The 12,438-nt window shown below is 69.9% G+C and carries 12 protein-coding genes, 1 tRNA gene and 1 pseudogene; 6 read left to right on the top strand and 8 right to left on the bottom strand.

Annotation, left to right across the window (positions count from 1 at the left end; translation table 11 throughout):
• Nucleotides 1-454, top strand: a 454-nt coding sequence (locus AB0J52_RS11615) for a choice-of-anchor P family protein (protein ID WP_500181521.1), incomplete at its 5' end; no start/stop codon positions are given.
• A 97-nt stretch (nucleotides 455-551) separates the two neighbouring features.
• On the opposite strand, the gene AB0J52_RS11620 is transcribed toward AB0J52_RS11615, so the two are convergent.
• The 4 genes from AB0J52_RS11620 to AB0J52_RS11635 form a co-directional block, all read right to left on the bottom strand.
• On the bottom strand, nucleotides 552-953 hold the full coding sequence (locus AB0J52_RS11620) for an ATP-binding protein (protein ID WP_500181522.1): 402 nt from the start codon (nucleotides 951-953) through the stop codon (nucleotides 552-554).
• 243 nt (nucleotides 954-1,196) lie between these two features.
• Complete coding sequence (locus tag AB0J52_RS11625) at nucleotides 1,197-1,958, bottom strand: methyltransferase domain-containing protein (protein ID WP_500181523.1); 762 nt, start codon at nucleotides 1,956-1,958, stop codon at nucleotides 1,197-1,199.
• Nucleotides 1,959-1,990: 32 nt separating this feature from the next.
• Entirely contained in the window at nucleotides 1,991-2,170 is a 180-nt protein-coding gene (locus AB0J52_RS11630) for a DUF1737 domain-containing protein (RefSeq protein ID WP_500181524.1), read from the bottom strand.
• Nucleotides 2,171-2,463: 293 nt separating this feature from the next.
• Entirely contained in the window at nucleotides 2,464-3,015 is a 552-nt protein-coding gene (locus tag AB0J52_RS11635; RefSeq protein ID WP_500181525.1) for a YdcF family protein, read from the bottom strand.
• A gap of 243 nt (nucleotides 3,016-3,258) precedes the next feature.
• Here AB0J52_RS11635 and AB0J52_RS11640 point away from each other — a divergent pair, with 243 nt between their 5' ends.
• A complete protein-coding gene (locus tag AB0J52_RS11640) occupies nucleotides 3,259-3,819 on the top strand; it encodes a hypothetical protein (protein WP_500181526.1) in 561 nt (186 codons plus the stop codon).
• Between the two features lie 162 nt (nucleotides 3,820-3,981).
• On the opposite strand, the gene AB0J52_RS11645 is transcribed toward AB0J52_RS11640, so the two are convergent.
• Nucleotides 3,982-4,055, bottom strand: a tRNA-Gly gene (locus AB0J52_RS11645).
• Nucleotides 4,056-4,166: 111 nt separating this feature from the next.
• Between AB0J52_RS11645 and dcd the strand changes: the two genes are divergently transcribed.
• The 3 genes from dcd to AB0J52_RS11660 all read left to right on the top strand — a co-directional run bounded on the left by dcd (nucleotide 4,167) and on the right by AB0J52_RS11660 (nucleotide 8,108).
• Nucleotides 4,167-4,742: a dCTP deaminase gene (gene dcd, locus AB0J52_RS11650; protein ID WP_500181527.1), complete on the top strand. Its 576-nt coding sequence runs from the start codon at nucleotides 4,167-4,169 to the stop codon at nucleotides 4,740-4,742.
• 371 nt (nucleotides 4,743-5,113) lie between these two features.
• Nucleotides 5,114-6,349 carry a quaternary amine ABC transporter ATP-binding protein gene (locus tag AB0J52_RS11655; RefSeq protein WP_500181528.1) on the top strand — a complete coding sequence of 412 codons (1,236 nt, stop codon included), beginning with the start codon at nucleotides 5,114-5,116 and terminating at the stop codon, nucleotides 6,347-6,349.
• Complete coding sequence (locus AB0J52_RS11660; RefSeq protein WP_500181529.1) at nucleotides 6,342-8,108, top strand: ABC transporter permease/substrate binding protein; 1,767 nt, start codon at nucleotides 6,342-6,344, stop codon at nucleotides 8,106-8,108. Before AB0J52_RS11655 ends, AB0J52_RS11660 begins: the two co-directional genes overlap by 8 nt.
• A gap of 82 nt (nucleotides 8,109-8,190) precedes the next feature.
• Here AB0J52_RS11660 and AB0J52_RS11665 read toward each other — a convergent pair whose 3' ends face one another.
• Complete coding sequence (locus tag AB0J52_RS11665; protein WP_500181530.1) at nucleotides 8,191-8,946, bottom strand: ZIP family metal transporter; 756 nt, start codon at nucleotides 8,944-8,946, stop codon at nucleotides 8,191-8,193.
• A 294-nt stretch (nucleotides 8,947-9,240) separates the two neighbouring features.
• A complete protein-coding gene (locus AB0J52_RS11670; RefSeq protein ID WP_500181531.1) occupies nucleotides 9,241-11,376 on the bottom strand; it encodes a (Fe-S)-binding protein in 2,136 nt (711 codons plus the stop codon).
• Between the two features lie 258 nt (nucleotides 11,377-11,634).
• Here AB0J52_RS11670 and AB0J52_RS11675 point away from each other — a divergent pair, with 258 nt between their 5' ends.
• Nucleotides 11,635-12,225, top strand: coding sequence for a TIGR03086 family metal-binding protein (locus AB0J52_RS11675; protein ID WP_500181532.1), 591 nt, complete (start codon nucleotides 11,635-11,637; stop codon nucleotides 12,223-12,225).
• Nucleotides 12,226-12,276: 51 nt separating this feature from the next.
• Here AB0J52_RS11675 and AB0J52_RS11680 read toward each other — a convergent pair.
• Nucleotides 12,277-12,438 (bottom strand): annotated as a pseudogene (locus tag AB0J52_RS11680) (acetyl-CoA C-acyltransferase); the annotation flags it as partial.

A 12,438-nucleotide genomic window follows, 5' to 3' on the forward strand; every position in this document is an offset into this window, starting at 1 on the left:
GTTGTCGGAGCTGACCACGTGCCGGTACCGGACCCTGGTCGGCGCCAGGATCGCCGGGAAGCAGCTGCCGGTCGCGCCCGCGCCCAACACCACCGTCCCGGTGGACCTGCCGAAGATGGGCCGGGTCGCGCTCGTCCTCAACAAGCAGGAGCGGACGCCGAACGGCACCCGGGTCACCGCGATGGAGCTGACCGCGCCGCTCGCCCACCTCGGCCCCGAGGTCATGCGGGTGTCGTCGGTGACCTGCGCGTCGGGTGCGCGGCAGGGCGCGCCCGGCGGGAAGGTCCCGTCCGGCGCGAACGCCCCCGGCGGCGCGAACGCCCCGGCGGGTGAGAAGGCGGCGTCCGGCGGAAAGGCCGCGTCCGCGGCTGCGGGAAAGGCGCCGTCCGCCGCCGGGGTCGGTGAGGCTCCGCGTCCGAAGCCGGTCCGGCACGAGCTCGCCGTCACCGGCTGACGGCAGCGAAAAGGCCCCGCCTCCCTGACCGGAGGCGGGGCCTTTCACATTCGGCGGTAAATGCGGCGGCTCGTCCGCCGCGCTCTTATCCGGACGCTCAGCCGAAGGATTTCTCGAAATGGACGACCGCCCCCTCCTTGTCGGCCCGTCCGCTGATCTCCAGGTCGTCGGTGAAGGCGTGCATCAGCGTCAGGCCGCGGCCGTGCTCGGCGTGCACGGGGTCGTGCGTCCCCGCCCAGCTGTTCGGGGCGCCCCCGCCGCCCCCGTCGATCACGTCCACGACGCAGCGTGCCTGGTCGAGCTGGGCGCGTACCTCGTAGGCGGTGCTGGACACGGCGTGCTGGATGACGTTCGCGCAGGCCTCGCCGAGCGCGAGGGCGATGTCCGCCCGCACGTCCGAGTCGACTCCGAGCCCGCGAAGCGAGGCGTCCAACGTCTGCCGCGCGATGGGTGCGCTTTCCGCGTCCCTCGGCAAGGTCATTTCGATGACGACCTCCATGGGCCCCGCCTCCGTTCCCTCGATGGGAGCAGAATTCCCGGCAGGCACCACGGGAAACGCCTGGTACCGGCAATGTGACCGCGCCCGTACCCAATGTGAGCGCTGACCGCGTCATCCTGAACGGCCGCCTTCGCCGCTATCCGGCCGCCCGTGCGCGTGCGGAAAAACCCCGTTGAGCGATGAGACCGGCACTTTCGGATGCCTGGCCGCGGCGAGGCCGTCCGGCGACGATCGGCTCTCCCGCTACGCCGGCCCCGGCTTCCGCGCCTCGATCAAGGTCCGCGTCGAATGCGCGACGAACGGCCCGTCCCGCCTGATCAGCTCGTCCAGCTCCCGGAGCCGGTCCCGGTACTTCCCGACACTGAACCCGGGGACGATCCAGATCACCTTGCGCAGGAAGTAGATCATCGCCCCGACGTCGAGGAACTCCATCCGCAGCCGCTCGGTCCGCAGATCCACGATCTCCAGACCGGCCGCCCGCGCGGCCGCCGCCTCCGCCTCGGGGTCTCTTGCACGCCGCGCCTCCGGCTGCGGCCCGAGGAAGTACTCCACCACCTCGAACACGCTCGCCGGCCCGACATGCTGCGCGAGGTACGTCCCGCCGGGCTCCAGCACCCGCGCGATCTCGTCCCACCACACCGTCGCCGGATGCCTGCACGTGACCAGCTCGAACGCCCCGTCCGCGAACGGCAGCGGCGGCTCGTCCGGCGTCGCGACGACCACCACCCCGCGCGGCCCGAGCAGCCGGGTCGCCTTGGCCGCGTTCGGAGGCCACGACTCGGTGGCCGCCATGGTCACCGGCAGGCTCGCGGCCTGCGCGAGCACCTCGCCGCCGCCGGTCTGGACGTCCAGCGCCGACCGGACGTCCGCGAGGCGCGAGGCCATCAACCGCGCGTACCCCCAGGACGGCCGCTCTTCCGTGGCCCGTCCGTCCAGCCAGGAGAAGTCCCAGCCGTCAACGGAGACCTCGGACGCCTCGGCCACCAGTTCGTCGAAACTCCGCACGACTCATCGCCCCTCTTCTACGGCGGTCGGGCTCAGCCGTCCTGTCGGCGGACCAGCGCCTGGGCGACGATGACCCGATCCCCGTTGAACGTCACGGACGGCGACCCGTGCAGCTCGTACCCGAGGTCCAGGGCCTCGCTGACGCGTCGGCAGAACGCGGCGTCATCCGGCCCGGTCAGCACCCGGTAGCGCGGCAGTTCTTGATCACCCATACGGCGATCCTACGAACCCGCACGCACACCGGGCGAACCCTTAACCACCGGCTTCGGCCTCGGGGAGCCCCCTCCGCAGCGGCTCATCGGCCATGCCGACCTCTTGGCGAGCCGCCTCCATGAACGCCTCCTTGCGTTCCGACCGCTCCGCCCTCACCTGCTCGAACCGCGTCTTCCGAGCCTCGACCCGAGTGGAGAGGTACTGCCCGATCAGGGTCCCGGCGGAACCGAGTACCACTCCCGCCAGCGGCAGAACCGTCGTCGCAACGCTCACCCCGCTGGGACGCCCGGCCTCACCCACCGGTTCCTGCGCCTCGGATCAGCCTGCTCGTGAACCCCGCGTCCACCAGCCGCTGATAGGCGTCCTCGACCTCGTCCGGCACCTGCTGGGGAATCGCGAATCCCCGCTCGGGATAGACCATGACCCGCTGGGTGTCCCCCACCAGCATGTCGACCACACGCTTCACGTCCCCGATGTTCTCGATGTAGTCGTCAAGGGAGAGAGGCCGTGAAGCGCAGACGACCTCCAACTCCGGCCACAACTTCTTCGCCGTCGAGTACACGCGCCGCTGCTGATAGGGCCGCGACACCAGAATCGCCGACCGAACCTCGACCCCCACGTCACCGAGCAGCTTCCGCGTGAACGCGATGTTCTCCCCGGTGTTCCTGGCCTCCCTTTCGACCAGGATCACCTCGTCAGGAACACCGAGCCCGATGGCATGCTCCCGATAGTGAACGGCCTCGCCACGCGGAAACCGCTCAACGGTCGTCGGCGCATTGGCCCCCGTGAAGACCACCCGAGGAAACATGCCCCGCTGATACAACTCCGCCGTGAAGGTGGCCACCCCAAGGTCATGACTCCCCAGCCCAACCCCGACATCACAGGGCCGAACCGAGTGCCTCATGTCGTGATACCGCCACAGAGTCTCGACGTCCTCCCGAAGCCCTCCACCCAACTCCACGCGCCCTCCCCAATTCCGAATCCCCCGCCAGGAGGTTGGCCTACCACGGCCTTCGACGGGGCCGAGTGAACCGGATTCGGGGGCGGTGCGTCCCAACGGCACCACACCCACCGCCCAGGAGCCGCCATGACCGCGCGGATCGCCGCCGCCCTCACCGTCCTCGGCCTCGCCCTCACCGCCTGCTCCAACCCGCTCGCGCCGAAGGCCGAGACCAGCCCGCCCAAACCCCAGGAACCGACGCCGACCCCGACGTCCCCGAGCGCCCCCGCGGAGCTCCAGCTCGGCACCCCGGGGACGGCCGCGACCCCGTACATCGCGGCGTCCGTCACCGCGTTCACCTACCGGCAGCCGCTGCCAGGCCGGTACCTTCCGCGCACCGGCTTCGAGTGGGCCGGGGCGGAGGTGGAGACATGCATGAAGCGGGCCACCACGCAGTTCACGACCGTGGCCGTCCAGGCGTGGTCGCTTCGGCTGCCCGACGGTTCCACCGTCCAGCCGGAAGAACCGCTGGCCAAGAACTACGAGGTCCCCTTGTACCCGATCAGCCCGCGCAACATCCGGGCGGGAAACTGCGTGCGCGGATGGGCCGTCTTCGAGGTGCCAGGCAAGGTGCGAGCCACCGGCATCATCTACAAGGCCCCCAACCCCGACAGCCCGATCCCCCCAATCACCTGGGCCTTCAGCTAACCGGTCCAGGTCCTCAGGGTCAGGGAATGACAACGATGGCGGGGTGGGCCGGAGCTCGTCCCGGTGTGGGCTGATGGCACGTTGATGGCACGCGGGCCGTTCGGGGCCCGGGAACGGCGAAGGCCCAGGCTTGGGATCTTGTCCCTGGCCTGGGCCTTTGTGTGGAGCGGGTGACGGGAATCGAACCCGCGCTGTCAGCTTGGGAAGCTGAAGTTCTACCATTGAACTACACCCGCGTGGTTCGCCTGTGGTGTCGGCGAACGGGGACATGCTACCGGACGTGCGGGGGTGCTTGCATGTCGGTTGGGCGCGCTTCGGGTGGGGCGGGGAGACGGTACCTTGCTGACGTGCTGCTTTCCGATGGCGATATCAGGTCAGAGATCGAGTCCGGGCGGGTGCGGATCGAGCCGTTCCAGCCCGAGATGGTTCAGCCGTCCAGCGTGGACGTGCGACTGGACCGGTACTTCCGGGTGTTCGAGAACCACAAGTACCCGCACATCGACCCGGCCGAGGAGCAGCCGGACCTGACCCGGCTCGTCGAGGTGGCGCCGGACGAGGCGTTCGTGCTGCACCCCGGGGAGTTCGTGCTGGCCTCGACGTACGAGGTGTTCGGGCTGCCGGACGACCTGGCCGCGCGGCTGGAGGGCAAGTCGTCGCTGGGGCGGCTGGGGCTGCTGACGCACTCGACGGCGGGGTGGATCGACCCCGGGTTCAGCGGGCACGTGACGCTGGAGCTGTCGAACGTGGCGACGCTGCCGATCAAGCTGTGGCCGGGGATGAAGATCGGCCAGATGTGCCTGTTCCGGACGAGCTCGCCGGCCGAGTACCCCTACGGGTCGGAGCGCTACGGGTCGCGGTACCAGGACCAGCGGGGGCCGACGCCGTCGCGTTCCTACGTGAACTTCCACATCACCAAGCTCTGACCGGAGCACTCCGGAAGGCCGTCTACGCGCGCGCGTAGGCGGCCTTTTTGCTTTTCAAACCTCTTAGGCGCGCCTTGTGACCGAGGTCACCTGAAGGTGAAAGTTTCTCGATATGCCGGTAAATTCGAACGACGCATAGCGTCGGCGATTGGTTGACAGCCGCATCGCGTGTCCGCGGTCGCGGGTCCCGATTGACGGTGCTGTGCAAGGGAGAGTCCCGCAAAAGCGCAAAGCACGGACAAGCGCAACTCGAGACTAGTTCCCCGCCCACGCTCAGGGTGCCGCACCGGGTTCACGCCCGGCGCGGCGCCCTGGACGCGGGCCTCGGCATCCGACCCCAACGGACGCCCGTGGGAACGAGAGAGGAGAACGTGTCCACACTCCGCGCGGAAAGCGTCTACAAAGTGTTCGGCCGCAAGGCCGCCGAGGCGACGCGCCGGCTGAAGGCCGGTTCGTCGCCGGATGAGGTGCGCGAGCTGGGGGCCACGCCCGCGGTCATCGACTGCACCTTCGACGTCCACGAGGGTGAGATCTTCGTGGTGATGGGCCTGTCCGGTTCGGGCAAGTCCACGCTGATCAGGATGCTGAACGGGCTGCTGGAGCCCACCTCGGGCGCGGTGCTGATCGACGGCACCGACCTCACGCAGCTCTCCGCCAAGGAGCTGCGCGAGGCCCGGCAGAGCAAGGTCAGCATGGTCTTCCAGCACTTCGCGCTCTTCCCTCATCGCACCGTTCTGGAGAACGCGGCGTACGCCCTCGAAGTCCAGGGCGTCTCGAAGAGAGAACGGCACGAGAAGGCCGGTGAGTTCCTCAAGACCGTCGGACTCGGCGGGTGGGAGGACAAGTTCCCGCACGAGTTGTCCGGCGGTATGCAGCAGCGTGTCGGTATCGCCCGGGCGCTCACGTCCGGCACCGACATCCTGCTGATGGACGAGGCGTTCAGCGCCCTCGACCCGCTCATTCGGCGGGAGATGCAGGAACTGCTGCTGGAGCTTCAGAACGAGCTCGGCAAGACGATTGTGTTCATCACCCACGACCTCAACGAGGCCATGCGCCTCGGCGACCGCATCGCGATGATGCGGGGTGGCCGGATCATGCAGATCGGCACCGCCGAGGAGATTCTGATGGACCCGGCGAACGACTATGTGGCGCAGTTCGTCGCGGACGTGGACCGGACCCGCGTGCTGACCGCCAGCTCCGTCATGGAGAAGCCGGTCGCCGTGGTGAACCCGGCCGCGGGGCCGCGCGCGGCCGTCCGGGCGATGCGCGAGGCCCAGGTGGCCGGCGCGTTCGTCGTGGGCCGCGACCGCAAGCTGATGGGCGCGGTGTACGCCGAGCCGACGGCGCGGGCCGTCCGGGACGGCGCGACCACGCTGGACGAGCTGGTCGAGGGCGGTCTGGAGCCGGTCACGCCGGACACCCCGATCGCCGAGCTGTTCAGCGCGTCCGCCGAGAGCGCCCTGCCGCTGCCCGTCTGCGACGGCGCGGGACGGCTGCTCGGCGTGATCCCGCGGGTGACGCTGCTGGCCGCGCTGGGCCAGGCGAGCAACACCGGCGAGCACCGGATCGTCGTCGAGGACGAGGCGGAGGTGCTGGCCGGTGCGTAAGCTCCCCGTCGGCGACTGGGCCGACCATGCCGTCGGCTGGCTGACCGAGCACGGCGAGCCCGTCTTCCACGCGGTCAACGTGGTGATCGGCGGGTTCGTCGATCATCTGGAGACCGCCCTGCAGGCCCCGCCGGCCGTCGCGTTCGCGCTGGTCGTGGCGATGGTCGCGCTCTGGCTGCGCGGTCCGCTGGCCGCCGTCCTCAGTTTCGCCGGCATGATGCTGATCGACAACCTGGGCGAGTGGGAAGCGGCGATGTCCACCCTCGCGCAGGTGCTGGTGTCGTCCGCGGCGGCGCTGCTGGTCGGCATCCCGGTCGGCATCCTCGCGGCGCGCAGCCCGCGCTTCTCCGCGGTGGTCCGGCCGGTGCTGGACTTCATGCAGACGATGCCCGCGTTCGTGTACCTGCTGCCCGCGGTGTTCTTCTTCGGCATCGGGCAGGTGCCGGGCATCATCGCGACGATGATCTTCTCGCTGCCGCCCGGCGTCCGGCTGACCCAGCTCGGCATCGGCCAGGTGGACAAGGAGATGGTCGAGGCGGCCGACGCGTTCGGCACGCCGCCCGCGCGGACGCTGCTGCGCGTGCAGCTGCCGCTCGCGCTCGGCACGATCATGGCCGGCGTGAACCAGGTGATCATGCTGGCGCTGTCCATGGTGGTCATCTCCGGCATGGTCGGCGCGCAGGGCCTCGGCACCGAGGTGTTCGGCGCGATCACCCAGCTCGACATCTCGGGCGGCGTGAACGCCGGTGTCGCGGTCGTCGTCCTGGCGATCACGCTGGACCGGCTGACCGGCGCGCTCGGCGAGCGGCTGAACCCGGTCACCCGGCGCAGCCGGTCCGGGGCGCACACCCGCGGCTGGGACCTGGTCGTGCACTACCGGCCGCGTCCGGTGTTCGCGCTGTCCGGCCTGCTGGTGGTCGTGCTGCTCGCGACCGGCCTCGGCGTCGCCGGGACGGGTGAGGGCGCCGGCGGCAAGGGCAAGACGATCACGATCGGCTACATCCCGTGGGACGAGGACGTGGCGATCAGCCACCTCTGGAAGCGCACGCTGGAGGACAAGGGCTACAAGGTCAAGCTGGAGCAGGTGGACGCCGGTCCGCTGTACGCCGGCCTGGCCAACGGCAACGTGGACCTGTTCCTCGACTCGTGGCTGCCCGCGACGCACGCCGACTACTACAGCAAGTACAAGGACAAGCTGGAGAACCTCGGGGCCTGGTACGACGACGCGTCGATGCAGCTGGCCGTCCTGAAGGACGACCCGGCCAACTCGGTCGCCGACCTCGCCAAGGACCCGGCGCGGTACAGGAACCGGATCGTCGGCATCGAGCCCAGCGCGGGCGAGATGAAGATCGCGAAGACGAAGGTGCTGCCGCAGTACGGGCTGGACGGCAAGTTCACGCTCGTGCAGAGCAGCACCCCGGCGATGCTGGCGGAGCTGACCCGCGCGTCGGCCGCCAAGGCGCCGATCGTGGTCACGCTGTGGAAGCCGCACTGGGCCTACAGCAAGTTCCCGATCAAGCCGCTGGCCGACCCGAAGGGCTCCTTCGGGAGCGCGGAGAAGTCCTACGTGATGGCCCGCAAGGGGTTCGGCGCCGACTTCCCGGAGGTCGCCGGCTGGCTGAAGAAGTTCAAGATGGCCGACCAGCAGCTGTTCCCGCTGGAGGACAACATCATGAACAAGTACAAGGGCCGCGAGCAGCAGGGCGTCGAGGAGTGGCTGAAGGCCAACCCGGACTTCATGTCCAAGATCACCTCCTGACTCGCGCGGATCCGCGCTGAGGCGGGGCCGTCCCTCCGGGGACGGCCCCGTTTCGCTTTTCCGCCAAGCCGACCCTGGACGGTCACTCTCCGAGGGCCATGATCCCCATGACGGCGAGCAGCCCCGCGCCCGTGGCGCACAGCGTCAGAACGCGGGGATGGCGGCTGTGCGCCTCCGGCAGGATCTCCCCCGCCGCCAGGTACAGCAGGATCCCGGCGAAGAACCCCAGGTAGATGCCGAGGACGGACTTCGGGACGGTCACCAGCAGCGTCAGGGCGGCGCCCACGACCGGCGCGACCGCGTCCAGGGCGAGCAGCACGATCGCCGGACGCCGGTCGGCGCGGTTCAGGGACGCGGCGGTGAAGGTGTTGAAGCCGTCCGCGAAGTCGTGCGCGATGACCGCGAGGGCGACGAACAGGCCGACGTCCCCGCCCGACTGGTAGCCGAGGCCGATGCTCAGCCCGTCCACCATGCTGTGCCCGACCAGGGCGCACGCGGCGAGGATGCCGATGTGGCCGCCCCTGCCGGGATGCCCGTGGCCGTGCGGGTGCTGGTGCGGGGCGTACTCGCCCTCGTGGGCCTGGTGGATGGCCGAGAGCTGCTCGATCACGTGGAGCAGCAGGAAGCCGACGGCGAAGCCGACCATCGGGGCCTCCACCCGCAGCACGCGCAGGTCGGTCAGCCGCAGCGACTCGGGGACCAGGTCGAACGCGGCGACGCCGAGGATCAGGCCGCCGGCCAGGCCGAGGACGAGGTGCCGGCGGTCGCGGACGCGCATGGCGACGATCCCGCCGAACAGGGTCATCAGCAGGGACGCCAGCGCCATCACGATCGCCATGCGTCCGGTCCTACCAGGGCGGCGGGACGGCCGGGGAGGGAAACCGCGTCCCCGGGCCCCCATGATCTCTCCGGGATCTCTTGACCCGGCGCGGGAGGCCGCCCGTATCGGCCCGAGGCGCGGACGGGCCGATACGGGCGATATGTCCAACCTTAGGGTGCGGCACCCGAGTCCCGAAGGGCATTCCGCGACACTCCGGCCCCACCGCCCCGGAAACGGCGAACGGCCCCGATCCGGAGGAAATCCGGATCGGGGCCGTCAGAAGGCCGCTGAGGCGTCAGGCGGGCCGGACCGTCACTCGGCCGCGGCGGCCACCGGCTCGCCCTTGACGGAGCGGATGAGCAGCTGGGAGACGTCCACGACCTCCAGCGACTCCTTGGCCTCGCCCGCGTTCTTCTTCTCGTTGATCGCGTCGCCGAGCATCACCAGGCAGAACGGGCACGCGGTGGAGACGGTGTCGGGGTCGGTGGTGAGGGCCTCGTCCACGCGCTCGGTGTTGATGCGCTTGCCGATGCGCTCCTCCATCCACATCCGCGCGCCGCCGGCGCCGCAGCAGAAGCCGCGGTCCTTGTGCCGGTGCATCTCCTGCGTCTGGACGCCGGGGACGGTCGCCATGATGTCGCGCGGCTGCTTGTAGACCTTGTTGTGGCGGCCCAGGAAGCAGGGGTCGTGGTAGGTGATCTTCTCCTCGATCGGGGTGACCGGGGTGAGCCTGCCCTCCTCGACCAGGTGCGCGAGCAGCTGGGTGTGGTGGACGACCTCGTAGTTCCCGCCGATCTGCGGGTACTCGTTCGCCAGGGTGTTGAAGCAGTGCGGGCAGGTCGCGACGATCTTCTTCACGCCCGCGTCGTTCAGCGTCTCGACGTTCTGCTGGCCGAGCATCTGGAAGACGAACTCCATGCCCAGGCGGCGCGCCGGGTCACCGGTGCACGCCTCCGCCGGGCCGAGCACCGCGAACTTGACGTCCGCGATGTGCAGCAGCTCGGCGACGGCCTTGGTGGTCTTCTTGGCCCGGTCCTCCAGGGCGCCGGCGCAGCCGACCCAGAACAGGTACTCGGTGTCCTCGGGCATCTTGTCCTCGACGACCTGGACCTCGAAGTCCAGCTCCTCGATCCACTCGAGGCGCTTCATCTCGGACATGCCCCACGGGTTGCCCTTGTTCTCGAGGTTCTTGAGCATGACGCCCGCCTCGCTCGGGAACGAGGACTCGATCATGACCTGGAACCGGCGCATGTCCAGGATGTGGTCGATGTGCTCGATGTCCACCGGGCACTGCTCGACGCACGCGCCGCAGTTGGTGCAGGACCACAGGACGTCCGGGTGGATGACCCCGTCCTCGCCGACCAGTTCCTTGTCCACCTCCATGGCGAGCTTCTGCTCGTCGGTGAACTTCGCGCGCTCCTCCTCGGAGGCGAGCATGTAGGGGGCCTTGGCGAAGGCGTGGTCGCGCAGGTCGAGGATGACCATCTTCGGCGACAGCGGCTTGCCGGTGTTCCAGGCGGGGCACTGGGACTGGCAGCGACCGCACTCGGTGCAGGTCGCCATGTCGAGGTAGCCCTTCCAGGTGAAGTCCTCGATCTTGCCGCGGCCGAAGGTGTCCTCGTCGGGGTCGGCCTCCTCGAAGTCGAGCGGCTTGCCCTTGCTCATCATCGGCTGGGCCGCGCCCAGGCCGTCCGGGCGGCGCTTGAACATGACGTTCAGCGGCGCGATGAAGATGTGCAGGTGCTTGCTGTTGACGACGATCACCAGGAAGACGAGCGCGACGCCGATGTGCAGCAGCAGGCCGACGGCCTCCAGGACGTCCAGGGTGCTGTGGGACAGGCCCTTGAACAGCTGGCCGACCGCGTAGGAGAAGTAGGCGCCCTTGCCGTAGTCGAGGTTGCCGTTGGCCCACTCGACGCCCCGGAAGAAGAACATCGTCCAGATGACGTTGAAGATCATCACCAGGATCAGCCACGCGCCGCCGGTGTGCGAGCCCTTGAACCGGGACTTGCGGTCCAGCTTGGCGGGCGAGTTCTTCATCCGGATGAAGGCGAACACGGCGAGGCCGATGGCGCAGGCGAGGGCGATCGTGTCCTGGACGAACCCGATCGGGCCCCAGGTCTGCAGCCCCGGGATGTGCTTGTCCAGCCCGAACAGCAGCGCGACGGCCGCCTCCAGGTAGACGGTGATCAGCAGGATGAAGGCCCACATGACCGCCGCGTGCGCGGCGCCCGCCACGGTCCACTTGAGCAGCTTGCGCTGCCCCATGACCTCGACGACCTGGCCTTCGACGTCGCCCTTCTTGTCCCGCTTGACGGTGAGGACGCGGTCCGGGTCGGGCTGCCCGCTCTTGAACCAGGTCCACAGGAACAGCACCCGGCGGCCGGCGAGCGCCAAGGCGACCGCCGTGCCGACGAGGCCGATTATCAACGTCGTGGCGTAGAGCACTTGTTCCGTCCTCCTGGGTACGGGCCGTTGGCTGTCAGCGTAAGGGCTCGCGACATACCGCACTTCATCCGGGTCCCGAATACTACTCGGCAGTAGCTTATGCGTGAAAGCCGTCCGGGCCGGACACGCGCGGTCACCGGCCGGACGCCCTCCCTTGCGGCTCCCCTCGCGGCTTCCCCGCGGTTTCCCGCGCGGCCGATGAGTTCCGGCGGCGCGGCCGGTCCATCCGGGTGAAGCACTCTGAGAAGAGGAGACCAGATGGCCGTCGAGTTCGACTTCGAGCCCGCCGCGCGCCGCCTCGCCGGCGTGCTCGCCGGAATCCCCGGCGACGCGCTGGACGCCCCGACCCCGTGCGCGGACATGTCCGTCGCCGACCTGCTCGACCACGTGAACGGCCTCACCGGGGCGTTCGCCCTGGTGGCGCGCAAGGCGATCGAGCCGGGATCCAGCCGGCCGCCCCGCCCGGACGCCGCCAACCTCCCGGCCGACTGGCGCGAGCGCGTCGACCGGCAGCTCAAGGAGCTCGTCGAGGCGTGGCGGGAGCCGTCGGCGTGGGAGGGCATGGGCGAGGCGGGCGGGGTCACGCTGCCCGCTCCTATCCTCGCGCGCGTCGCGCTGGACGAGCTGGTCGTGCACGGGTGGGACCTCGCCCGCGCGACCGGGCAGTCCTACGACGTCCCGGCGGAGGAGGCGGAGACCTGCCTCACGCTGTTCGCGTCGCTGCCCGACGAGGACGGGCCCCGTCCGCCGGACGCCGCGTTCGGGCCGCCCGTCCCGGTCGCGAGCGACGCCCCGGCGCTGGACCGCCTGATCGCCCGCAGCGGCCGCAACCCCGCCTGGACGCGTTAGGCCGACCGGTACGAGCGGTGACCGGGCCCCACGCGGGCTGGGGACGCGGGGTCAGGCGACGCGTTCGAAGATCGCGGCGAGGCCCTGGCCGCCGCCGATGCACATGGTCTCCAGGCCGTAGCGGGCCTCGCGGCGGTGCATCTCGCGGGCGAGCGTGGCGAGGATGCGGGCGCCGGTCGCGCCGACGGGGTGGCCGAGGGAGATGCCGGAGCC

The organism is Spirillospora sp. NPDC049652 (assembly GCF_040675125.1).
Lineage (GTDB): Bacteria > Actinomycetota > Actinomycetes > Streptosporangiales > Streptosporangiaceae > Spirillospora.